This is a genomic window from Wolbachia endosymbiont of Cardiocondyla obscurior, assembly GCF_902713635.1.
Lineage (GTDB): Bacteria > Pseudomonadota > Alphaproteobacteria > Rickettsiales > Anaplasmataceae > Wolbachia > Wolbachia pipientis.
Map to the genome: position 1 here is coordinate 1 of NZ_CACTIU010000010.1, position 24,000 is coordinate 24,000.

Annotated in this window: 25 protein-coding genes; 8 read left to right on the plus strand and 17 right to left on the minus strand. The window is 35.6% G+C overall.

All coding sequences use genetic code 11. The annotated features are described in order from the left end of the window. Positions 1-224: 224 nt before the first annotated feature. From WOCAOBSORBRA_RS01370 to pgsA, 7 genes are all read right to left on the minus strand, one after another. Entirely contained in the window at positions 225-371 is a 147-nt protein-coding gene (locus WOCAOBSORBRA_RS01370) for a hypothetical protein (RefSeq protein WP_174515736.1), read from the minus strand. 279 nt (positions 372-650) lie between these two features. Next, complete coding sequence (locus tag WOCAOBSORBRA_RS01375) at positions 651-1,496, minus strand: SPFH domain-containing protein (protein ID WP_174515747.1); 846 nt, start codon at positions 1,494-1,496, stop codon at positions 651-653. A gap of 7 nt (positions 1,497-1,503) precedes the next feature. After that, a complete protein-coding gene (locus WOCAOBSORBRA_RS01380) occupies positions 1,504-2,442 on the minus strand; it encodes a M23 family metallopeptidase (protein WP_174515748.1) in 939 nt (312 codons plus the stop codon). Positions 2,443-2,445: 3 nt separating this feature from the next. Beyond that, a complete protein-coding gene (locus WOCAOBSORBRA_RS01385; protein ID WP_174515737.1) occupies positions 2,446-3,186 on the minus strand; it encodes a YebC/PmpR family DNA-binding transcriptional regulator in 741 nt (246 codons plus the stop codon). Positions 3,187-3,245: 59 nt separating this feature from the next. Then, positions 3,246-3,953 carry an outer membrane protein assembly factor BamD gene (locus tag WOCAOBSORBRA_RS01390; protein WP_174515738.1) on the minus strand — a complete coding sequence of 236 codons (708 nt, stop codon included), beginning with the start codon at positions 3,951-3,953 and terminating at the stop codon, positions 3,246-3,248. Between the two features lie 60 nt (positions 3,954-4,013). Then, positions 4,014-4,955 (minus strand): hypothetical protein, encoded by a 942-nt coding sequence (locus tag WOCAOBSORBRA_RS01395; protein ID WP_174515739.1) that lies wholly within the window; start codon positions 4,953-4,955, stop codon positions 4,014-4,016. Positions 4,956-5,066: 111 nt separating this feature from the next. Then, positions 5,067-5,609, minus strand: coding sequence for a CDP-diacylglycerol--glycerol-3-phosphate 3-phosphatidyltransferase (pgsA, locus tag WOCAOBSORBRA_RS01400; RefSeq protein WP_155968529.1), 543 nt, complete (start codon positions 5,607-5,609; stop codon positions 5,067-5,069). A 134-nt stretch (positions 5,610-5,743) separates the two neighbouring features. On the opposite strand from pgsA, the gene WOCAOBSORBRA_RS01405 reads away from it, so the two are divergent. Then, positions 5,744-7,066 carry a malic enzyme-like NAD(P)-binding protein gene (locus tag WOCAOBSORBRA_RS01405; RefSeq protein ID WP_155969552.1) on the plus strand — a complete coding sequence of 441 codons (1,323 nt, stop codon included), beginning with the start codon at positions 5,744-5,746 and terminating at the stop codon, positions 7,064-7,066. 14 nt (positions 7,067-7,080) lie between these two features. On the opposite strand, the gene WOCAOBSORBRA_RS01410 is transcribed toward WOCAOBSORBRA_RS01405, so the two are convergent. Continuing rightward, positions 7,081-7,953 (minus strand): P44/Msp2 family outer membrane protein, encoded by an 873-nt coding sequence (locus tag WOCAOBSORBRA_RS01410; RefSeq protein ID WP_080717615.1) that lies wholly within the window; start codon positions 7,951-7,953, stop codon positions 7,081-7,083. A gap of 164 nt (positions 7,954-8,117) precedes the next feature. Here WOCAOBSORBRA_RS01410 and WOCAOBSORBRA_RS01415 point away from each other — a divergent pair, with 164 nt between their 5' ends. Together WOCAOBSORBRA_RS01415 and grxD are read left to right on the plus strand one after the other, a co-directional pair. Further along, a complete protein-coding gene (locus WOCAOBSORBRA_RS01415; RefSeq protein WP_015588949.1) occupies positions 8,118-8,342 on the plus strand; it encodes a BolA/IbaG family iron-sulfur metabolism protein in 225 nt (74 codons plus the stop codon). A gap of 9 nt (positions 8,343-8,351) precedes the next feature. Continuing rightward, complete coding sequence (gene grxD / locus WOCAOBSORBRA_RS01420) at positions 8,352-8,675, plus strand: Grx4 family monothiol glutaredoxin (protein WP_006280013.1); 324 nt, start codon at positions 8,352-8,354, stop codon at positions 8,673-8,675. 194 nt (positions 8,676-8,869) lie between these two features. Here the strand turns inward: grxD and fumC are convergent, their stop codons facing one another. Then, positions 8,870-10,264 (minus strand): class II fumarate hydratase, encoded by a 1,395-nt coding sequence (gene fumC, locus WOCAOBSORBRA_RS01425; RefSeq protein WP_155968531.1) that lies wholly within the window; start codon positions 10,262-10,264, stop codon positions 8,870-8,872. A 127-nt stretch (positions 10,265-10,391) separates the two neighbouring features. Between fumC and WOCAOBSORBRA_RS01430 the strand changes: the two genes are divergently transcribed. Next, positions 10,392-10,532, plus strand: a complete 141-nt coding sequence (locus tag WOCAOBSORBRA_RS01430) for a hypothetical protein (protein WP_153296801.1) — start codon at positions 10,392-10,394, stop codon at positions 10,530-10,532. Here the strand turns inward: WOCAOBSORBRA_RS01430 and WOCAOBSORBRA_RS01435 are convergent. The 4 genes from WOCAOBSORBRA_RS01435 to murC are packed head-to-tail and all read right to left on the minus strand — an operon-like array spanning position 10,529 to position 14,453. Further along, the gene (locus WOCAOBSORBRA_RS01435; RefSeq protein ID WP_174515740.1) at positions 10,529-10,687 is read right to left on the minus strand and encodes a hypothetical protein; all 159 of its coding nucleotides are present in this window, start codon (positions 10,685-10,687) and stop codon (positions 10,529-10,531) included. The genes WOCAOBSORBRA_RS01430 and WOCAOBSORBRA_RS01435 overlap by 4 nt on opposite strands. A gap of 52 nt (positions 10,688-10,739) precedes the next feature. Next, positions 10,740-11,762, minus strand: coding sequence for an Obg family GTPase CgtA (cgtA, locus tag WOCAOBSORBRA_RS01440; protein WP_174515741.1), 1,023 nt, complete (start codon positions 11,760-11,762; stop codon positions 10,740-10,742). Then, a complete protein-coding gene (gene eno / locus WOCAOBSORBRA_RS01445; protein WP_155968474.1) occupies positions 11,750-13,024 on the minus strand; it encodes a phosphopyruvate hydratase in 1,275 nt (424 codons plus the stop codon). Before eno ends, cgtA begins: the two co-directional genes overlap by 13 nt. A gap of 4 nt (positions 13,025-13,028) precedes the next feature. Beyond that, the gene (gene murC / locus WOCAOBSORBRA_RS01450) at positions 13,029-14,453 is read right to left on the minus strand and encodes a UDP-N-acetylmuramate--L-alanine ligase (RefSeq protein ID WP_174515742.1); all 1,425 of its coding nucleotides are present in this window, start codon (positions 14,451-14,453) and stop codon (positions 13,029-13,031) included. A 26-nt stretch (positions 14,454-14,479) separates the two neighbouring features. On the opposite strand from murC, the gene WOCAOBSORBRA_RS01455 reads away from it, so the two are divergent. Then, entirely contained in the window at positions 14,480-15,154 is a 675-nt protein-coding gene (locus WOCAOBSORBRA_RS01455; protein WP_155968478.1) for a septal ring lytic transglycosylase RlpA family protein, read from the plus strand. Between the two features lie 154 nt (positions 15,155-15,308). On the opposite strand, the gene WOCAOBSORBRA_RS01460 is transcribed toward WOCAOBSORBRA_RS01455, so the two are convergent. Next, positions 15,309-15,452 (minus strand): hypothetical protein, encoded by a 144-nt coding sequence (locus tag WOCAOBSORBRA_RS01460; protein WP_174515743.1) that lies wholly within the window; start codon positions 15,450-15,452, stop codon positions 15,309-15,311. 551 nt (positions 15,453-16,003) lie between these two features. Between WOCAOBSORBRA_RS01460 and WOCAOBSORBRA_RS01465 the strand changes: the two genes are divergently transcribed. Together WOCAOBSORBRA_RS01465 and WOCAOBSORBRA_RS01470 are read left to right on the plus strand one after the other, a co-directional pair. Then, entirely contained in the window at positions 16,004-17,368 is a 1,365-nt protein-coding gene (locus WOCAOBSORBRA_RS01465; protein ID WP_155968480.1) for an ankyrin repeat domain-containing protein, read from the plus strand. 134 nt (positions 17,369-17,502) lie between these two features. Beyond that, a complete protein-coding gene (locus WOCAOBSORBRA_RS01470; RefSeq protein WP_015588942.1) occupies positions 17,503-18,990 on the plus strand; it encodes a type II secretion system protein GspD in 1,488 nt (495 codons plus the stop codon). A gap of 7 nt (positions 18,991-18,997) precedes the next feature. Here the strand turns inward: WOCAOBSORBRA_RS01470 and WOCAOBSORBRA_RS01475 are convergent, their stop codons facing one another. Both WOCAOBSORBRA_RS01475 and mtaB read right to left on the minus strand, forming a co-directional pair. Continuing rightward, a complete protein-coding gene (locus WOCAOBSORBRA_RS01475; RefSeq protein ID WP_070357048.1) occupies positions 18,998-19,909 on the minus strand; it encodes an outer membrane protein in 912 nt (303 codons plus the stop codon). A gap of 66 nt (positions 19,910-19,975) precedes the next feature. After that, positions 19,976-21,202 carry a tRNA (N(6)-L-threonylcarbamoyladenosine(37)-C(2))-methylthiotransferase MtaB gene (gene mtaB, locus WOCAOBSORBRA_RS01480; RefSeq protein WP_174515745.1) on the minus strand — a complete coding sequence of 409 codons (1,227 nt, stop codon included), beginning with the start codon at positions 21,200-21,202 and terminating at the stop codon, positions 19,976-19,978. A 389-nt stretch (positions 21,203-21,591) separates the two neighbouring features. Between mtaB and gatA the strand changes: the two genes are divergently transcribed. After that, positions 21,592-23,061: an Asp-tRNA(Asn)/Glu-tRNA(Gln) amidotransferase subunit GatA gene (gene gatA, locus WOCAOBSORBRA_RS01485; RefSeq protein WP_174515746.1), complete on the plus strand. Its 1,470-nt coding sequence runs from the start codon at positions 21,592-21,594 to the stop codon at positions 23,059-23,061. Positions 23,062-23,241: 180 nt separating this feature from the next. Here the strand turns inward: gatA and WOCAOBSORBRA_RS01490 are convergent, their stop codons facing one another. Further along, positions 23,242-23,835 carry a hypothetical protein gene (locus WOCAOBSORBRA_RS01490; protein ID WP_244226866.1) on the minus strand — a complete coding sequence of 198 codons (594 nt, stop codon included), beginning with the start codon at positions 23,833-23,835 and terminating at the stop codon, positions 23,242-23,244. Positions 23,836-24,000: the final 165 nt, after the last annotated feature.

A 24,000-nucleotide genomic window follows, 5' to 3' on the forward strand; every position in this document is an offset into this window, starting at 1 on the left:
AACATAAAAAACGCCAATATTTTAAAGCAGATAATAACCCCAGGGCTTCTTTTGCCTTTTTTTTCATTTGGTAAATTCCTTAATGTTTATGGCTAAACGACAACCGTCATCCCGCTGCTTGTTAGCGGGATCTCTTGTTAGCGCCGCGGTGGTATGACGTAGGATTGTTGTCATTCCGCTACTTGTTAGCGGGATCTATGTTAAGGTATAGTAGGGGATCTATGTTAAGAGATACCGCGAATGAATCGCGGTATGACGGTGTAATGATGGTTAAGTAATTCGTCATCCCGCTGCTTGTTAGCGGGATCTAGAGATACCGCGAATGAATCGCGGTATGACGGTTCGCGGCGGCGTGACGATAAGCTCGTCATCCCGCTACGTGTTAGCGGGATCTCTTGTTAGCGCCGCGGCGGTATGACGGTTCGTGGCGGTATGACGGTTAAGCAATTTGTCATCCCACTACGTGTTAGCAGCTAAGAGATACCGCGAATGAATCGCGGTATGACGGTTCGCGGCAGTATGACGAGGGAAACCTGACTTGCATTAGCTATATCAAGCTTAAAATGTTGATAATCTTAAATTTCTTTACTAAATTATAATAATAACATAGTTTGGCCTATCAACCAAAAAGAATTAAAAGTATACCTAAGCTAATTATTATCTAAACTAATCGTCGGTTGTGCATCTTGCTCAGAGATTAGGGCAACCAACAAATTATTTATCAATTGAACCTTTTGCTTGCCATCTAATTGTAAGCTTTTATTTTTTTCAAAATGAGCTATTACTTCCTCGACAATTCCTATTGCATTTTGCACTATATGCCTTCTTGCCGAAGTGATAGCATGTGCTTGTTGACGCCTTAACATTGCTTGTGCAATCTCGGACGAATACGCCAAATGCGATATTCTTGCTTCTGTAATCTCAATTCCTGCAATATCTAATCTTTGTTGTAACATTGACCGCAATTCATCTGAAATTTTATCAGAATTTTTACGTAAAGATTCCTCATCGCTTTCGCTATCATACGGATAATTGCTTGCTAATTCTCTTATTACTGAATCACTTTGCACAAAAACAAATTCGTGATAGTTGTTAACATTATAATACGCCTTTGCAGGGCTGTTTACTCTCCAAACAATTACTGCAGAAATCTCTATTGGACTTCCATTGGCATCATTCACTTTTATTTTTTCTGTGTTGATATTTTGAAATTTTAGGGAAACTATATATTTGCTTGAAAAGGGAAGCGTTACACATATTCCAGACTTAAAATAAGTTCCAATATAATGACCAAAAAATTCTATCACTCTTGCTTCATTAGGGTCATTAATAAAAAATCCTTGAAGAAAAGTCAAAATTGAAACGGCAGCAACTCCAAGTGCAATTGTGCTGTCATATGCCAAAAAAAGCAGCGATAAAATTAATCCTAGCGCTATTAGTACAGGAAAAGCCCGAATTTGACTCAAATTTCTATCGTTTATCGTATTCTTATCCATATTGTCTTTAAACTTCTTTTTCACTTGAACTCTCTCTGTTGATCGTTTTGTTTATCTTATTTACAAATAGTTTAAACTCTCTTAATTCATGATCAGGCAATTTTACTTCAGTTTTATGTGCTATCGTAAGCGGATCAATGTGTTTGCCATTATATATAACTTCGTAATGTAAATGGGGTCCTGTTGCAACACCAGTGCTACCAACATAAGCGATGATCTGCCCCTGCTTTACTTTAGAGCCTAACTTTATATCGCCACTAAATCTACTTATATGCGCGTAACAGGTTGAATATTCATTTTTGTGTTTTATTTTGATGTAATTTCCATAGCCACCATTCTTTCCTATATATTCTATCACACCCTCTGCAGCAGCGTATATGGGAGTGCCAAGTTTAGCTGCATAATCCACTCCTTTGTGAAAAACAATTTTACCGCGAATAGGGTGCTTTCTATTGCCAAATTTTGAGGATATGCGATAATCTCCATTTAAAGGATTTGCAAAAATTTCGCCATTTTTTAAGCTTATTCCTTCTTTATTAAAATACCTTTCTTTGCCGTCTTGCGATTTATAATGATATAAACTAATAGCTTTCTTGTTTATTGTCAGTGAAGCATATAAAATTTTTTCTTCAGTCTTCTGATTATTAGGCAATCTCTCAAAAAGAACCTCCAATTTACTCTTCGGCACAATGTCTTTTTTAAAATCAACACCGAAATCTTTATATATGTTGATCAATTTCACCACTGTATTTGGCGCCAACCCTTCCGTGGCAAAAAAGGAAGATTTTATGGTACTGGATATGAATAACAACTTTCTATCACTTTCTGTCGTCAAAGTAGCTTTTTTTTTTCTGATTCCATGCTGGAATGGCTGTGCAAGATCTGTTGATGTTTCAGCGGTATATAACGGTAAGATAAAGAGCAGCATAAATACAATCAGCTTCATCATTTAAACAGCATCAACAAAAGTAAAATTACCTTCCACATACTGTACATCATCATTATCTTCTAATTCTTCAACCAATGCAGATAATTTATCAATCAACTCTTTATCGCTAATTTCAATCAGATCTTTTGGCTGCCATGAAAGACGAGCAAGTTCTGGTTCTCCGAATTTTGCATAAAAGGCATCGCGTACTTTACCAAAATCTTTTATTTCACAAGTTATAACGTGTAATCCTTTTTTGTCATTTTCCTCAACATTCAATACTTCTAATTCGATTCCATGACTGAATAAATCATCAAAATTCACACCCTCTGCTTTATAGACGATTAAGCCTACATGATCGAAAAGGTAACTAACACTTCCTGTTTCTCCTAAATTTCCACCTTTACGAGAAAAGATATAACGTACCTCAGAAGCAGTACGGTTGCGGTTATTAGTCAAGGCATGGACAATGAGTGCAGTGCCAGAAGGCCCATGACCTTCATATTGTATTTCCTCGTAATTTTCTCCAGCAACGTTACCAGTTGCATTTTTTATTGCTGTTTCTATTTTATCTTTTGGTAGATTTTCCTTGCGTGCAGCAAATATAGCAGAGCGAAGGCGCGGGTTGAGTTCGGGATCGGGCAGCCCTTGCTTTGCAGCAACTGTTATTTCTCTAATCATCTTCGTAAATTTTTGAGAGCGCTTTGCATCCTGAGCGCCTTTCCGATGTTTTATATTTGAAAATTGTGAATGACCAGCCATATTCAAATAGTTAAAAACCTAATTATATATCAAAGCATAGAAAAAGCTAAAGCAAATTTTCAAGCCTCCGGCTTGGCATCTTGCAGGTTTTCTGCTAATAACATACTTTCATACTGCTCAGCTTCTAAGTCAAGGCCAATAGCTGAATGGGCTGCTATTAAATAGTTAATAGACTTAGAAAAATATTTAGAATCCTTATAGCTTGCCATATTCTGGAAACGCTTAATTGCTGCTAAATATTCACCACGCCTCAGGTAAAATTTACCGATAGAATACTCTTTTGTTGATATATGTTCTGTGATTAATTTTGCTCTTTCCTTTATCTCGTCTACATATTCGCTGCCTGGAAAGAGATTAATGTACTCAGTGGCTAGCTCTAAAGTTTTATATGCAGTTTGCTGTCCAAGTTGCACTTTATTAATTTGCATGTAATAAGATAATACCCTTAAGTAGTATACATATGGTAAATCTTCACCATTTGAATAAACATATATATAATCAGCCATATCACTTGCAGCACTGCTATAGTTACCCATATTATAGTGAGAAACCCCAGATAATAATTTCGCTTTCATTGCCCAATAAGACAAAGGATACAAATCCTCTATCTTATGAAATGCCCTAATAGCTTGTTTATATTTTTTCTGGTCAAAAAGTTCAACTGCTTCTTCATATAGTTCAGTTTCAGTTTTTTCAAGATCATTCGCATACGATTGTGTAAAGGAGCAAATTAGAAAAATAAAGCACGTGATTAAAGTCTTATACATAAGATTTTTTTCGATCAAAATAAAGTATAGACCTAAATATTACTTAAATAAATAAATTTCTTAGGTAATAGCCGGTCCTTCTTCTTTATAACTACGGTCAGAACTACCTGCATTTCTTGATTCACCTCGTCCTTCCACTTTTGGATCTTTCAGCGTCTTACTGTAGGAATGTATAGTTAAGACCTGTACAGCCATAAAAATTGCAATACCTATCAAGCCTAAAGTAGGTCCAACAGCAGGATTTAAGGACGATGCTAATGCTATTAACATTATCCTTCTTATTAAAAATACAGAAGAACCAGCAAGCGCCAATCCGGCTACAGATATATTGCTAGTTTTCTTGCTAGATTTCTCATCAAGATCAGACTTTTCTGTTTCCTTTTTCTTATTTTTTTCATGCTTATCAATATAAGAAACAAGAGTTGCAAGAAAAGCAATTGCATTGGCAAGAAATAAAATTGCATCCTCTGCTGCTTCAAGTGAAGATGTTTCACCCATTATCATACCTACAATAACCAGTGCAGTTGTTATAGCCTCAATATAGATCAAACACTGACCTATATCAGAAATATTGTGCTCTTTTTCCTTTACTTCCTTTCCATTTTCAATAATCTCCAACTCTCGTTCTTTTTGTGCTATCTTCCTATTATTGTAAATTAAATATAGCGTACAAATAAGAGATAAGACTGTAAAAGGTAATATAGTGTGGCTTAGCGCGCCACTTATCACGCCAAGTAATACCTGATCGCTATATGTTTTTTCCAGTTCAATCGCCATCAGCAATGTAAATGGGACCATTGTTGCCAATGATGCACATTTTCTATATAGCTCTCTTTTTTTTAGTGCTAATAGTTCTTGTTCTAGCCTTTCTCTTTTGACTTCTTTATCAACTGTTGGCCAAAAATCCCAAAAAAACTCTTCTAATGGTTCAAAATCTCTTTTTTTCTTATTCTTTCCTGGAACCTTTTTAGTAGAAGAAAATTTGCCACTAGGTATTTTCATAATATTAACCTAATTAGTTGTAAGTTAATATAATTATACACCTTTTTGCTTTCTGAGTCAATATCACTAAGATATTAACTACTCTTGTCTATTAACTATTTCCTAGGAGATTTAACCAATCTGTTTGATGCCGGCTAGGATATAATTATAGCCTGACCACACAGTTACAATAGCTGCAACCCATAAACAAATCGCACCTGTATATTGAATCATATAATAATCGTTCATTATTAGCGCTACTACAGCAACCATCTGCAAAAATGTTTTAATTTTGCCAGCTTTGCTTACAGGTAGACTAACATTTGTAGCTATCAAAAACTCCCGCAAACCCGAGACTAATATCTCCCTACAGATGATGATAATCGATGGTACTATTGTAAAATCATTTATCTTCTGCTTATAAACTAGCATAATTATCGTTGAAACCACTATTAATTTATCAGCAATTGGATCAAATAGCTTGCCAAATTTTGATTGGACTTTCCACGCACGCGCCAAGTAACCATCAAAAAAATCCGTAATGCACGCAAATACAAAGATTGATATTGTTATCAGGCCTGCATATTTATTTTCTATATAAAAACTTAATATTATTGCTGGTACTGCAAGCGCACGAGAAATTGTAAGCAAATTAGGCACGTTTTTCTTAAGCATGTAATACCATTCTACGTAGTAGGTAAACTTATACAGAAGTACACCAGAGTTCACAAGCTAATAGTTTACAATTGAACATTTATAAAAACTCCATATACTTAAAAAATACAAGCTTAAAATATAAGGATGTAATGATGAACGATGATTTAGATAGTACCACAAAACAAGAGGCACTTAATTATCACAGTAGAGGTGGTAAACCTGGTAAAATTTCAATCATGCCAACAAAACCTTTATCTACCCAGTATGATTTGTCACTTGCTTATTCCCCTGGCGTTGCAGCTCCGTGCCTTGAAATAGCTAAAAATCCTGAGGTTGTTTATGATTATACGGCAAAAAGCAACTGTGTTGCTGTCATTTCAAATGGCACTGCAGTGCTTGGACTTGGTAATATCGGTCCTCTTGCTGCAAAACCTGTCATGGAAGGCAAAGCTGTTTTATTTAAGCGTTTTGCTGATATTGATGCAGTTGATATAGAAGTTGGTACAGAAAATATAGAAGATTTTATCAATGCAGTAAGGTACCTTGGGCCAAGTTGGGGGGGGATAAATTTAGAGGATATAAGATCTCCCGATTGTTTTATAATAGAGAAACGTCTGAATGAACTGATGGATATTCCAGTGTTCCATGATGACCAGCATGGAACTGCAGTGGTTGTTGCAGCTGGTATAGAAAATGCTCTTGATATTGTCGGAAAGAAATTAGAGGACGTTAAGATCATTATGAATGGTGCTGGAGCAGCCGGTATTGCATGTTTAGAAATACTAAAGTCCATGGGCGCTAAAAATATAGTGCTGTGTGATAAGCAAGGAGTAATATACAAAGGTAGAAACGAGGACATGAATGAGTGGAAGGAAAAATATGCAATTGATACTTCCGAACGTTCTCTACTTGATACAATAAAAGGCGCTGATGTATTCATCGGACTATCTGCAAAAGATGTGTTAAATGAAGAGATGTTAAAGAGTATGGGCAAAGACCCGATTATTTTTGCTCTTGCCAATCCCGATCCAGAAGTAAGGCCTGAGTTTGCAAAATCTGTGAGGCCAGATGCAATAATTGCAACTGGTAGGTCAGATTACAACAACCAAGTCAACAACGTAATGGGTTTTCCTTATATATTTAGAGGGGCACTTGATGTACATGCAACAACAATAAATGATGAAATGAAAATTGCAGCTGCAGATGCAATAGCAAAGCTTGCCCGTGAGCCAGTACCAGGTGAGATATCTGCAGTCTATGGCGGTCGTAAAATGGGCTATGGACGTGAATATATAATACCTACTCCATTTGACCCAAGATTAATTTCTATAGTAGCTCCTGCTGTTGCAAAAGCCGCAGTTGATTCAGGTGTTGCAAGAAAGGCAATACAAGATTGGAGTAAATATGAAAATCAATTAAAATCTCGTCTTTCTAATGTTCTCAGTACGCTGAATTTACTATCTTCACATATGTAATTTATTGGATAAAGTTAAAAGTGATAAACCAACCCAAACTCTAAGCCATATATGCCAAACCTATTGGTAATGGTTGCAGTTGTTGATTCAACACGTGCAGTTTCATCAACTTTACTTCCTCCACCGGCAGGAATATATCCTTCACCAGCTAGTATCTTTATTCCTGGTACAATATCTTTAAATTGGTTATCAAGGATACCAAAATAGCGTAAACCAGCAAATGCTTGAGTTTGTGCTGTAAGTTGGTGATTGATACCAAGTTTTGCTTGGTAAGCCAAGGCATATCTGGTTTTTCCTAGAAATTTAACCCTAGTTACACCTGCACCAATACCAACATATGGGGTGAATGGCATTTTTGCTATATTAAAATCACGATATACATTGACCATTCCAGCTAAGTTATTAAAACCTTCATTTTTCATCTTAAATGCAGCTCTGAACTCTGCTTCAACACTACAATTTTCTTGAATGTGAATATCAACCTTTCCACTTCTCCAAGGTGAATTGCATTCCGCTCCAGTAGACGCATCATTGTGACGACGAAGTTCAATATATCTTGCTTTTTTCTTATCTGAATAATCTTCATCATACAAGTTAGTCTGAGAATATAAGCCTTCAAACTCAACTCTCATATTTTTGAATAAATACCCTATTGCAGCACTACCGGCAAACCCTGGAACATATTTAGGACTGTATCCAGCTTCAATTCGCTCCTTCTTATTAAAACTAAAAACCCCCTCTGTTATATTGTCACCTGCATCTTCTTTTCCTTCTAGAGAACCTATTGCATTGAAGAATGCTCCAAAATAGTTAGCTTTGATGTAAACATTCTCTAAGTTATTTATTTTATCATCGTAAGATAAGCACCTAAATGAAAAAGTTAGCAAAACCAAAGATATGTGAATTTAAATCTTTCGCCCACCACAAAGCCTCCCTGCATAACTTGTCATTCCATTATTATAGTATGCTTCTATTTTTTATGATAGCAACTTTTTATTGCGCTCAATCGTTTTAGATTTATAATGAAAGTATTGTAATTTAAAGCAAATCAATGACTATTGCAATTCACGAATTAGAGAGGATCATCAAACAATCGTTCCCCGACGCTGATATAAAGATTCATGATCTTGCTGGAGATGATGACCATTATCATTTAAAAATAAACTCCAAGTGTTTTCTTGGAAAGACAAAAATAGAACAGCATAAAATGGTATATAAAGCTCTGGAAGGTCAGTCTATACACGCCTTGCAACTGGAAACTAATACTTTAAAATAAGGTGAATTTATGAGCAATTTTGAACAAATAAAAAAAGATATAACAGAAAATGATGTGGTATTGTATATGAAAGGCACTTCTGATTTTCCTCAATGCGGATTCTCTGGACTCGTCGTGTCAATCCTAAAAAAATTGAACGTGAAGTTTAAGTATATTAACGTGTTGGAGAATGATGAAATACGTGAATCTATAAAAAAGTTTTCTGATTGGCCAACAATTCCACAATTATATATAAAGGAAGAGTTTATTGGTGGTTGCGACATCACTCGCGAGATGTACGAAAAAGGCGAACTGCAAAGTTTATTGAAGGAAAAAAAAATTATTGCGGAATAAGTACCAAGAAACCAGTGCCCAGACGCTGGATAACGTAGTATTGCTATGAAAAAGGATCTTATGTCTTAAACCGTATCCGTTCAGGGGAGCGGCAAAATAAGGTAGACAAAGCAAGATAATAATGTTGATGTTAACACTATTGTCAAGTTTACTGGCCTTTCTATTAGTGAAATTGAAGAATTAAGTGTGAGCGGTTACAAATAATTTACCATTTCTTCTGGTTTCACTATCCTTTCAAACTCTTCCTCAGTGAGCAGTTGAAGTTTTGCTGCTGCTTCTTTTAGAGTGATATTTTCTTTATAAGCAAGCTTCGCTATTTTTGCTGCATTGTCGTACCCTATATGCGTATTTAATATAGTGACCAACATCAACGACTGATTCAGTAAATCTTTTATCCTCTCTTCATTTGCTTTAATACCAATTACACATTTTTCTGTAAAATTTAAACTTGCATCAGCTAAAAGTCTTATAGACTGCAAAACATTGTAAATTATCACTGGCTTAAACACATTCAATTCAAAATGACCGTTTGAACCACTAATGGTTACAGCAACATGATTTCCCATAACTTGAGTGCATACCATAGTCACCGCTTCACACTGAGTTGGATTCACTTTACCTGGCATAATTGAAGAACCAGGCTCATTTTCCGGTAACATTATTTCCCCAATTCCGCATCTTGGACCAGAACCAAGCAACCTTATATCATTTGCAATTTTCATTAAACTGACTGCTACTGTATTGAGTGTTCCACTGAGCTCAACTAAAGCATCATTTGCTGCTAGCGCTTCAAATTTATTGCCTGCTGAAGTAAATGGAAGGTTAGTAATTTCTGCAACTTGGCTTGAAAAATCTTCAGCAAAACCCTTTTTAGTATTGAGTCCCGTGCCAACTGCAGTGCCACCTTGTGCAAGCTCATATATATCACTTAAAGTTGATTTTACTCTTTCTATCCCCTTTTTAATCTGGACTGCATAGCCAGAGAACTCCTGTCCTAGTGTTAGGGGCGTTGCATCTTGCAGATGAGTACGTCCTACTTTTATTATATCTTTAAATTCCTGAACCTTATTATCCAGCACCTTATGCAATTTTTCAAGATTTGGAATAAGCAAGCGGTTTATCTGGTCTGCTGCTGCTATATGCATTGCTGTTGGAAAGGTGTCATTTGACGACTGACCATAATTCACATGATCATTTGGATGTATTGGAGATTTACTACCCAAATTACCACCTAAAATCTCTATTGCACGATTGCTGATCACTTCATTCATATTCATATTAGTCTGCGTTCCGGATCCGGTTTGCCAAACAACAAGCGGAAATTCATTATTAAATTTGCCATCTATTACTTCCTTTGCGGCTGCGCAGATTGCGTCCCCTACCTTATTATCTATGCTACCCTGCTTCATGTTAACATGTGCTGCTGCAAGTTTTACTATTGCTAATGCTTTAATCAGAGGCTCTGGCATTTTTTCTGTGCCAATCTTAAAATTTTCTAAAGAACGCTGAGTCTGCGCTCCCCAGTAATGTTCACTTGGTACTTTTACTTCCCCTAAGCTGTCTGATTCTATTCTCGTCTTTCTATCCATATTTTCCTCCTGGTGTTATGCAAACTGGTTCATTACATAATTTTTTCATGCCTACTTCTTGGTTAATTAAATCATACTAGATCCAAGTAGTCAAGTGTACGAACATTGCAATTTTCAGGTAACTTGCATGGTAGATGTACAACTGTACGAACATTGTCTAGCAGGAGGGTGTCATCCCAGCGCCCCTATGATGTCATCACAGTGCTTGACACTTGGATCCAGAAATTTTATTAAGTTGGTAAGCATAAAAGTAGCCGTTTTATGTTAAAATACAACGTTTTGATGATTATGAAAAGGCTGGATCCAAGTGTCTGGGCACTGGGATGACACCATCTGCCACGCAAATTGCCTGCAAATTGCAATGTTCGTACAGTTGTGTGGTAGATGCAAGTAGCTGACACTGGGATTTGTTGTGTTTAACAAAAACAAATGTTCGTACAAATATATTCTAGTTATATGATAAAATAAATGAAATTCACATCTTAAAAGGATCATATACATCGATTTCCTTAGAATTACTCTTTTTCAATTTTTCACTTAATAATCTTAAAATAGGCTGTAAATCACCATTAATTGATAAGCACAGCACTTCTTTATTGAGATAATTAGCTAGGTGATTCTTCTTTTCCAGAATTTCTGCTTCCCTCAATAAGTCGCATTTGTTTAATACTACAATCTCTTCTTTTTCAACAAGATCACTATTGTAAAGTTCCAATTCATTATGGATACAACTATAAGCCGAAACAACGTCATCGTGAGTTACATCGATTAAATGAAGTAAAATTTGACACCTTTCTATGTGCTTTAAAAATTTATGCCCGAGCCCAACTCCAAGGTGAGCATCAGTAATTATTCCAGGAATATCTGCTATTACAACTTCGCTATCATCCACTTTTACCATGCCTAAATGAGGTCTTACGGTGGTAAATGGATAATCGCCTACTTTTGTATCGGAATTTGAGCAGCGAGTCAAAAATTTTGATTTACCTGCGTTTGGCATGCCAATAATTCCAACATCTGATAAAACTTTTAGTTTTAATAATACATGTTTTTCTTCGCCAGGCTGACCGTAAGTAAAATGTCTTGGTGCCTTATTAGTAGAAGATTTAAAATTAGTATTTCCAAGTCCACCTTTTCCACCCTGTGCTACTTGAAATTCCATACCAGGCTTGTCAAGATCGACTATTATCTCTTCACTTTCTTCATCGATTATTTGTGCACCGACTGGAACTTTAAGTATAACGTCTTTCCCTGCTGTGCCAGATCTATCCCTGCCTGCACCATTTTTTCCACTATCTGCTTTAATGTGTCTTCTATAACGAAAATGAAGCAAAGTGTTGAGATTAGCGTCGCTGATGAAAACTATGTTTCCACCCTTTCCTCCATTACCACCATTTGGACCACCAAATTCAACGAACTTTTCTCGACGAAAACTTGCACAGCCATCACCACCGTCACCGGCTTTTAAACACAATTTTACTTCGTCTATAAAACCCATGCTAACCCACGATAATATTTAGCATCCTTTCCTAACGTGCTTTCTATTCTCATTAGCTCGTTATACTTCGCGAGTCTATCAGAACGCGATAGCGACCCGGTTTTTATTTGCCCACAATTTGATGCAACTGCTATGTGGGATATTGTTGTATCTTCTGTTTCACCTGAGCGGTGAGAAATAACAGCTTTATAGCCATTTGATTTTGCCATTTCAATTGCATTAAACGTTTCTGTTAACGTCCCTATTTGATTTGGCTTGATCAGTACAGCGTTTGCCATTTTTTCCTCTATTCCTTTGCATATCAGTTCACAATTTGTAACAAACAAATCATCCCCGACCAATTGAATTTTATTCCCTAGTTTTGCAGTAAGCAATTTCCAGCCTTCATAGTCGTCTTCACTCATTGCATCTTCTATAGAAATTATTGGATATTTTTCCACAAGGTCACAATAGTATTCAGTCAATTCTTTTGAAGTAAGCTCTTTATTTTCAAACTTGTAAATTTTGTTGTGACAAAAAGTAGATGAAGCAACATCAAGGCCCAGTGCAAAATCACTTTGCGCTGAATAACCTGCTGATTCTATAGCGTATATGATCAAATCAAGTGCTTCTTCAGTACTTTCAATATTTGGTGCAAAACCGCCTTCATCTCCTACGTTTGTGCTATAACCTTTTTTCTTAAGAATGCTACGTAAGTTGTGGAACACCTCCGCAGACATTCTGATTGCTTCACTGAAAGTCTCAGCCCCGACCGGAAGAATCATGAATTCTTGAAAATCGAGCTTATTGTCTGCATGTACTCCGCCATTAATTATGTTAATGAGTGGAACCGGCATAACACTCGTCTGCTCTCCCCCCAAATATCTGTAGAGCGGCACTTTAAAACTGTTTGCTGCTGCTTTTGCAACCGCAAGAGACACACCCAAAGTTGCATTTGCTCCAAGTTTAGATTTGTTTTTTGTTCCATCTAGTTCAATTAATGCTTCATCAATTGCATTTTGGTCCGCTGCATTCATTCCAATGATTTCATCTGCTATTATCCCATTTACAGCTTGAACAGCTTTCAGCACTCCTTTACCACAATACCTTTTTTCATCTTGGTCCCTGAGTTCCAAGGCTTCTAATTTACCAGTTGAAGCTCCAGAAGGTACAGATGCCCTGCCTATTGCTCCATCACAGAGCTCAATCTCTACCTCAACAGTGGGATAACCTCTGCTATCTAAAATTTCTCTTGCAAATACGTTGTTGATTATCTTATTCATCGCATTAAACCTTAACTTCTGCAATAAGTGCTGCAGTTTCTTTTGCCAATTTAGCTATATTACTACCAGCACCAATAAATAATACTATATCACCTGGACTTGTCGAATCACTAATAAAATGTGAAATGAGCAAAGCATCATTCATAATTTTTGTGTTATTAAATCCATTACTGATTAAAGCTTCTTGTATATCATTAATTCCACAACCAGGAATGGGCTTGTCTTCTGGGGGATGAACAGGGGTGAGGATGACATAATCAAACATCATGAAAATTCGTATGAATTCATCAAAAAAATTACGAATGCGAGCAAAACGAAGTGGTTCGATAATTCCTATTATCTTTCCTTTAGTAATCGAACGTGCTGCTGTTAAAGTTGCTTGTATTTCGTTTGGATGATGAGCATAATCCTCAATTAGCTTAACACCCTTAATATCGGCAATTAAAGAAAATCTTCTTGCTACTCCTTTGAATTCAAAAAGGCCTTTTTTAATGTCTGCATCGCTAATTCCGAGCTTTATCGCAACTGATATTGCAGTTAGTGCGTTACTGACTTTATGCATTCCTATTGTGTTTGATAGTACTACGTTTTTTATTCTGTGGTTATTGTCAATCAACACATCAAATTCCATGCTGTTATTATGTTGTTCGATGTTGCTGGCTCTTATGCTACCATTCTCAAACCCAAACGTTATAGAATTACTCGCATCATAATTAATGCCTACAGAATCAGGCAAAACTGCAAAATCTGCTTTGCTTATAAACTGAAAAAACGCATTTTTAATATTGTCGAATGTACCATAATGATCCATATGATCGTCGTTAATACTCGTTATAACAGCAATATTTGCAGGGATTTTTAGCATAGTTCCATCAGACTCATCAGCCTCGATCAGAAAAGTATCACTCTTTCCAAGTTTTGAATTACTCTGATACGAATTTAGTATTCCTCCTACAATTACAGTTGCATCAATATTAGAATGATCAAAAATGGAAGCAATCATAGCTGTTGTTGTTGTCTTTCCGCTTGAACCTGAAACCGCTATCACATATTTACCTTTCATAATTTCAGCAAGTATGTCTGATCTATGCAAAACGGTTTTATTGTTATTTTTTGCCGCAATTAACTCCACATTATCAGATTCTATTGCAGAAGAATGTACAACTATTTGAGCTTGGCTTATATTATTAGCATTGTGACCAATATAAACCTCTATACCTAGCTTTTGTAACTTATTTATATTGTCGTTTGATTGTGCATCACTGCCTTGAACTTTGCAATTGGAATTGTGAAGAATTTCAGCAATGGCACTCATTCCAATTCCACCTATACCAATAATATGTATTATTCCTTCTTGAGTTTTGTTAATATTTAGCAGTAGATGTTTACTCATTACTAAATTTATTATAGTATAATTTAAAATCCTCATAGTATCGAACCCTCTTACCGAATACAATGATAAAAAACCTAGCCTTCCTATGTCTAATATTCGTTTTGATGAGTAGTTGCAGTTTTAGCAACAGGTTTAATTGCACTGCAGGTCATTACAAAATTGGCAGCAGCTACACAATAAATGGTATAACTTATTATCCAAAAAACTGTAAACACTATGAAGAGATAGGGACAGCGTCGTGGTATGGAATAGAAGATCACGGCACGCTTACAGCAAATGGTGAAGTGTTTAACCGCCACTTGATCTCTGCAGCACATAAGACTTTGCCCCTACCCTGCTTTGTTCTTGTCACTAATTTAGAAAATGGAAGAAAGCTTGTTACAAGGGTTAACGATAGAGGGCCTTTTATTGAAGGCAGAATAATAGACTTATCAGAAAAAGCAGCTCAAGTCTTAGGATTTCATAAATCTGGGCTTGCAAAAGTAAAAGTTCAATACCTAAGAAAGATGTCAGAACAATTGATACAAAATACTCCTCATTACAGAAAGCAATATGAAAAAGAAATGCAGAAACGTCATCCGAAACAAGACAGTGCAGAAAGTAAGGGATATGTTGCATTTTTTAAAAGTGCTCAGGCTGCTAAATCAGCTGCATCAAAGCTTCGCAATCAAGGAATAAAAAATGTTAGATTGCTTTTTAAGAACGATCAATATTGCGTGAAAGTGAGTTATAGGTAGTGGTGAGTGCAGAATTTGAAAGATTTGGTTAATGTAAGGAACGCTGGCTAACTATTGTAAGTTAAAAATGTGATATAAAAAAGATATCAACAATTTATAGCTATACCACCGCGATATCTCTTAGCCGCTAACAAGTAGCGAAATGACAGCAATCCTACGTCATGCCGCCGCTAACCGTCATACCGCGATTCATTCGCGGTATCTCAGCCGCTAACAAGTAGCGGGATGACGAGCTTATCGTCATGCCACCGCGAACCGTCATGCCGCGATTCATTCGCGGTATCTCAGCCGCTAACAAGTAGCAGAATGACAGCAATCCTACGTCATACCGTCACGGTATCTCTAGATCCCGCTAACAAGTAGCGGGATACTTGACCTTTACAGGAATGACAGTTGTCGTTTAGCTATAAATGTTAAGAAATTTACCAAATAAAAAAAAAGGCAAAGAAACCCTAGGGTAGCTAGTATTCAAATTCTCCCTTGTCTATTTGACGTCTTTTACTGTCTTAAACACTTTATAAGCGCGTTTCGGCTTGTATAGGTAGAAACCTAAAAGTTTTATAAAGACATGAGGTGCACATAGTGCAAAAAATTAAGCATGATTTACGCCAAATACATTAAGTTTTTTGTCATTAATCCACTGCAGAGGTTGCGAAGATAAATAAATAGCTTCAGTTTCATGATAAGAGGGCTGGCGGAGTTTGTCAAGTAAGTTTTTCGTTTCATCCAATGCGCTGCCAAAAGTTTGTTATGCAAGAATGCACTAGCCATTTCTCACAGATTCATTTAAACTTAATCAAGTAGGAGTATTATTAACGCGAAAAGAGTTTAATTAGAGATTTAAGTGATATGGCGCGTGAGGAAGATATAAACCAATTAGTAGAAAATGGATTTGATATTAACTCAAAAGATGCAAGTGGAATCACTCTCTTGCATAAGTTCACAAAAGAAGGCGATTTAGTTGGAGTAAAGTCATTACTAGAGCACGAAGCTGATTTCAATGTCGTAGACAACGAAAATAGAAACCCTCTGCATTACGCCATTATGCATGGACACAAGAAAGTTGCTAAACTTTTTGTTAACCAACTGACAATTAATTCCAAGGATAAAAATGGATTCACTCCACTGCACCTTGCTGCACTACAAGATGACACGGAATTAATAGATTTTTTGATAACAAAAGGCGCAAAAATTAATGAAAAAGATGTCAAAGAGGGCTATACTCCTCTTCATATAGCTTCACTATACGGTTCTAAAAAAAGTGTTCAAATTTTAATTGATAGCGGAGCAAATCTCGAATGTGAAGATAACAATTTTCGTACTCCTTTGTTTTTAACCATTTATCAATGCACCGCACATTATGACAGCAGAGCAGAAATTATAGAATATCTGATAAAGAAAGGTGCAAATATAGAAGCCAAAGATGCAGAAAATAACACTACGCTTTTCCTAGCAGCGTATAACAACAAAATGCAAATAGTAAAACTTATTGCAAAAAAACAGCAAGCAAGTAACGATAAAATTAAACTTAAAGAGTTTTTTTGCACAAAAAACAACCATGGTTTTGATGCGTTAGATTGCGCTATTGAGCATAATAATAGAAAAATGGTAACATTTCTTGTTTCAAAGGGAATAGAAGCAAACGATCAAGATTTTAATGGTAACGCTAGGCTGCATAAAGCTAGCCATAATGGTAACACTAAAACAGTTAAGCTCTTATTGAAGCTTAAGGTAAACGTTAATGCTGTTACTAAATGTAACAGAACTCCCTTGCTACTCGCAGTTAAAAAAGGCCATACACAAATTGTGAAAATGTTATTGGAAGTTAGAGCCAATATGAACATTTGTGAGCAACAAGGTTTTGCACCTCTACATCTTGCTGTTCAAAAGGATTATTTTGATATAGCTCAGTTGTTAACAGAAAAAGGTGCAGACCTTAACATTAAGTGCAATAACGGTCATACCGCAATAGATATGTTCATTAGCAAGGCTCATAGCAAAAAAAACATCGAAGAAAATTACAAAAAATTTTGTAGATTTTTGATGCTTTACCTGAAAGAGCTACATAGTAAACACAAAGCCTGTTGTATACTTTCAACCCTAGCTCTAAGCTTAACAATTATAGGCTTACCATTTATTTTCAAGCCTATTATTAAATACAGAGAAAGAAGTAAAATATATAAAAAAATTAGGGCTATGCTGGTCTACATTTAAGTACAAGAAGAGTATACAAAAAATACATAGCCAAAGCTAATACACGACAATTATCTGCTCGATGAAAATGAGATTAAATACATTTTTAATATTTTTATAGAAATCTATTAGTATAGATTTTGTATGCTGTTCTAATGGCTATTTTTAAATGCTTAATACTCCTCTTCATTATTTCTTGCACACATCTACCTACCAAGCAATATCCTATTAACATAGACAATTATAAGCACGATTATCCGTTGCAACAATATAACACCTCTTTGGAGATTAATGAACCGGCAATACCAGAAATTATGCCTTTACCAATAGAGTTTCCCGATCTCACAATCAGTAATCAGCTTATTTCTATTAATGTTAGTGAAGAAGTATCAGTAAAGGATTTGCTGATTGAGATAGGAAAACTTTCTGACGTTAACTTGGATATGGACCCAAAAATATCAGGTAATATTATTTTAAAGCTAAAAGATAAGGATATAAACGAAGTAATTCAGAGTATAGCAAATAGCGCCAAACTGCGTTACTCAACAAGTAATGGTGTAATTAGAATTGAGCAGGACTTGCCATACGCACAAAATTATTACGTAGACTTCATCAATATTCAACATTCTGCTCAAAGCAGTTTCGTCATTAATAACAATATTACTAACAGTGATGGAAGTAACGTTGATAGGGACTATAACAATGTTATGAAGTCTCAATACAGTAGTGACTTATGGAATTCATTAGAAAAAGGCTTGAATGCAATAATGGATGTTAACGGGGTGGATGATGGCGAATTCCTTTCATCCAACAGAGAAGCTGGTGTTATTATTTTGAATGCTAGAAAAGATATCCACAAAGCTGTTGAAGAATATATTAATAAGGTTAAGAAGTTAGCGTCTTCTCAAGTAATGATAGAGGCAAAAATAGTTGAAGTTGTGCTAGATGACAAATACCTTTCTGGTATGAACTTAAATGACTTACAAGATGGAACTAAGTCTATAATAAATCAAGATAACTCCATTATTAACCTAGCAATGAACTTTGGTGCAAATGATCTAGGAGATTTAGTAAAAAATTTAGACAAATTTGGCACTTCAACTGTAATTTCAAGCCCCAGAGTACATGCTATAAATAATCAGCAAGCGATGATTTCATTTACTAAAAACCATATTTATTTTACCTCCGATATACAAAAAGATACTAGAAACTCTAATCAGACCTTAATTACCAAGATGAATAGCGTCCCAATAGGTGTTGTGCTAATAATCCACCCAAGCATTAACATTGATACTAGTGAAATATTCATGGATATACATCCAACTTTATCAAGAATTAACGGCTACACTAAAGATCCAGATATAGAGTACGTCGCACAGCAGAGTAAAATGAAATTAAATAGCGACATTCCAATTGTTGAAATCAGAGAAATGAACTCTATGTTAAAAATTAAGAGCGGTGAAATTATGGTAATCGGCGGGCTTATAGAACATAGAGAAGATAAGCAAAGCTTATTGCATCAGAAATCAAAAAGGCTAGCGAATAATATTAGAACAGTAGAAACTGTCATTTTTTTAAAAGCAACAATCGTACCAACATTTGGTTTGTTAGATAGAAAAGATAAGAATTTATATATATATTAAATTATCACTAAAAATTAAATATCAAACCAACTTCAATATTGTGAGTAGATATGTCATCTGCAACAGGTATCGGAACGCTAAAGTAACGATAGCCGAGAAAGGTTTTGATTTCTGGGATTATTGAATAATCAACACCAAGTTTTATTTGATAAGCAAACCAAGGAACATTCAGTGGCATTGAATTTTGGGGTGACCCATTAATCCTTTTTAATCTAAAAACTGTTGGTCCTATACCAAGACCGATGTACGGAGCAAATTGTGTATCCTGAACGCTGGGATTATAATAGAAGTTTAACAAAAACGCAAATATACTTGCTGATTTATCAAATACCGGAGGAGAATTACTATCTTCAATATTGGCTATAGAATACGCGGCTTCAAAATCAATTTTACCATTTTCTCCAGCATAGTAACCTAAAGACATGCTGCTAAACCACTGGAAATCAATTTTACCATCAAATTGCTGTATACTTTTAATTTCATCTGCCACTATATTTTTTATTATAAAACCATAATGACTTTCAACTAAAGTTAGGACTCTTTTTCCTATTTCTTGTATACCCTTTACAAATATTTCTGAATTATCATGGTATACCTTACCACCGTTAGCGCTAACATAAAAATCAAGTTTTTTTGATTTTTCTTTTGTAGGCTCAGCTTGATCTGCAATACGTGACCACATATTTTTCTGATCAGCTACTTGGAAAACAGAAGGTGGACTACTTTCAAGTTCTTGATATTTTATTGGTATTTCTTTTGCAGTAACCTCCTCAGAACGTATCACACTTTTATTATTGTCTGTTTCTAATTTTAAGGGTTGTACTTGCTCAATGTGTGTATCATTACTAATATAAGTAATAAAAAAATAGACACATGAAATGAAAATCAAAAATAAAGTAATAGATATTCTAGTTATCATAAATGAATTCACAATTATCATTTACAGTATAATTACTATATCGTATATTTCTTCAATGTACAAAAATTAAGAAAAAATATTTCCAATTAGATAATTATTTTCCACTCCTTTAACATTAACTTTCACAATACTCTTGGCTTGAGCTTTTGATTCAAGCTTTATTAATGCAAAATTTTCTGCTCTACCGACATTATTTTGCTCAACCAGAACACTTTGCTCGGTGCTGAGCAAAGATTGATAAAAACTGCTCATCATTTCCTTATTCACCTCTCTTAGGTGCTTTACCCGTTCTTTACGTACATTTTCTGGTATTTGCGGCATCCGTGCAGCAGGTGTATTTTTCCGCTCTGAATATGGAAAAGCATGTAGGTAAACTACATTTATTTTTTTTAGTAGATCAACCGTATCCTGAAACATTTCATCAGTTTCTGTTGGAAATCCAGCAATAATATCAGCGCCAAATGCTATATTAGGTCTCAAGCTCTTCATTTTATGATAAAATTCTATCACTTGCTCTCTGTTGTGACGACGCTTCATTCTCTTTAGTATTAAATTATTACCAGATTGTAGACTCAAATGTAAATGAGGCATAAGTCTTGACTCATTAGCTATTAAATCCATTAATTCGTCGTCAACTTCAGCAACATCGATAGAGGAAAGTCTTAGCCTCTTCAACTCTGGTATATCCTTTAAAACTCTCCTAATCATTGAACCAAGTGATGGCTTACCCAACAAATCTGTACCAAAGTCAGTAATATCAACCCCTGTAAACACTACTTCTTGATATCCATTTTCTACAAAGATCCTGATTTGCTCTATAATACTGTTTATTGGCACAGATCGATTATTCCCTCTTGCCTCAGTAATTGAACAAAATGTGCAGCTATGATTACAACCATTTTGAATTTCAATAAATGCCCTTGACTTATCTTCAAATCCATTAATTAGAACAGGTTCTACTTGGTTATCACTGACCAAGATTTTATCGTCATTTAGTAAGTAATTTTCAGCTTTTAGCTTATCTTGATTACCGAGCACTTTACTTACACCAGGAATGCTACTGTAAACTTCTGGATCCAACTGAACAGCACAACCAACTACGATAATTTCTTTATTTGGATCATTTTTGTAAATCTTACGTATCTTTTGCTTTACCTGACGTTCTGCTTCGTTTGTCACTGCACAGCTATGCACCACAACAACATTTTCTCTCTTTGCTTTTTTTAATGCTTCTTTGATTAACTCGCTCTCGTAAAAATTTAGACGACAACCAAATGTTATCACTTCATTCATGTTAGTATTTTTTGCTTTAATAGACCTAAATTATATCAAATATCCAAGCAAAGTCTCTTGCATGACTATTTTTTTGTAAATAAATGCTATGCAAGCAGCAGACACTGGGATCTCAACGATTTTCACTCAGACACAGTATCACTCCTTTGCTTATTATAGTCTTTTGACCTTTTTAAGATACAATCCGGATTGGATACTGAGTTGGTGAGTATAAAAGTATAGCTTCTACGTCATACCGCTGCGGTATCTCTTAGCCGCTAACAAGTAGCGGGATGACGATTGTCGGTGAATCTAAGTTACCTTAGCTACATTTCTAGCTGTCACTATAAATGTATGGATTTTTTATCGTGCCATGTTATAATTAACGTCTTGCTAAAAATTAAATATTAATGAACGAACTAAGGAAGTTAAGTATTACACAAATGCATGACGGGCTCAGAAAAAGGAATTTTTCTGCCGTTGAACTTGTAAAGGCGCACATTAGTGCGGTTGAAAATGAGAAATTAAATGCATTTATAACAAAAACCCCAGAGATAGCAATGAAAGCTGCTAAAGCTGCAGATGAATGTTTCTCTAGGCAAAAGGATGATTTAATCTCACCGCTCATGGGTGTACCAGTTGGCATCAAAGATCTATTCTGTACAAAAGGAATAAAAACAACAGCATGCTCAAGAATGCTGGAAAATTTCGTTCCGACTTATGAATCTACAGTATCTGACTTGCTTTTAAAAAGTGGAGCAGCCATGCTCGGTAAGCTTAATATGGATGAATTTGCTATGGGTTCTGCGAACACAAACAGCTATTTTGGCCCTGTTGAAAATGTGTGGATTAGAAAAAGCGATGGGGAAAAAGTTGTTCCTGGTGGATCATCTGGTGGATCTGCAGCATCGGTGGCTGGATTTTTATGCGCTGGAGCACTAGGGAGTGACACCGGTGGATCTGTGCGCCAACCAGCAGCTTATTGTGGAGTGGTTGGAATAAAGCCAACTTATGGAAGATGCTCGCGTTTTGGTATGATTGCATTTGCGAGTTCTCTAGATCAAGCAGGAGTCATTACTCGTTCTGTCTCTGATTCAGCATTAATGCTGGAAGCAATCTGTGGCTATGATACAAAAGATTCAATATCAAGCGAAAAGCCAGTGCCTAAATTTTCTAGCTTTATAAATGGTGATGTCAAGGGTAAGCGTATTGGTATACCAAAAGAATATAGGATGGATGGAATTTCAGAGGAAATAGTCCATAATTGGGAGAAAGTTGCTTCCTATTTAAAAGAAAATGGCGCTGAAGTTGTTGACGTTACTCTGCCACATACTAAATATGCAATACCAGTCTATTATTTAATTTGTTCTGCTGAAACTTCATCCAATCTTGCTCGTTATGACGGTGTGCGTTATGGGTTCAGGGTTGATGCTGATACCCTTGAAGAAATGTATTCACTAACAAGAGCAGAAGGTTTCGGTAAAGAGGTGAAAAGAAGAATTTTAATTGGCGCTTATGCGCTTTCCTCAGGTCATTACAATGAATATTACGAAAAAGCACAGTGTATCAGGGCATTAATCAGAAATGATTTTATAAAAGCGTTTGAAAAAATAGATTACATACTTGTGCCATCTGCTCCAACAGAAGCTTTTGGCTTAAATGAAAAGCCAGATCCGCTAATTATGTGCATCAATGATGTGTTTACTGTGCCGGCAAGTCTGGCAGGATTGCCTGCTATTTCTGTTCCTGTTGGGCTCTCCAATGAGGGTTTACCACTTGCCTTGCAAGTGATTGGAAATTATTATGATGAAGCTGGAATATTAAATGTGGCAAGTGTGATAGAGCAAAATTGCGGCAGAATAATTAGACCTCTTGCATAATCTATTTTTTGATAGTAATTTTTGCATTAAAATTTGCTTACGCTCCTCAACGTACTCTATGGTTCCATTTTTAGATGAATAGCAAAAACAGGGTATATTAATCTGTTTACAAAATTTTCGTGTAACAGTTCACACTTAATTAAACAGACTGAATTCTGTAATTTTGGGATGTTGAAAAATTTACCTCACGTTGTCATTCCAGCGCATAACGCTGAAATCCAGATTTATAGAAACGAAAAAACTTGCTTGACACATTTTGCCAACCCCCTTATTATGATGTGTAGTACAATGATACAAATTAAGAATTCCCCCATCCTGTGCTGGTTCTTCGATCTGAAATCCTACTTCTACCTGATCACAACCAATGTTAATTTGTCCTATTAATGCTTTAATAATGCCGCGCTTAGTTTGCCAATCTAGCTGTTCCAGGTTCGATTTTACACTAGAATAAAAATTCTTTATGCTATTTATAATAAGACTTATTCCTTTTTCTACTGCCTTCTGATCAACTACCTTTTTTTTCTCTTCTTCTATCCCTTGTAAGCGTTCTTTCATTTTTCTCATTGTCTGTTTAAATTCTTCCTCGCTTATATATCCTTTCTCTCCTGCATTTTCTTGACTATAATAATCTTCCATTAATTTTTCGATACCTTCTTTTATTTGATTTTCTCTTCTTGCAAACTTTTTCTCTGATGATTCATCATTTTTATTTTCTAATACTCTACGTTGGTATTCCTTTTTTATCATCTCTGGGTTTTTTAGTACATCTTTCACCTTTTCCCATACTGACCTTACCCAGAAAAAGTGGAGAGAAAGAAAGGAGTTTTTTTGGGTAAAATAAAATTTTGGAGGATTAGAAATAGCAAGAGAATATACGGCAGAATTCAAATTGGAAGCTGTTAAGCTGGCAAATGAACAAAGAAAGGTAGGTCAACCAGT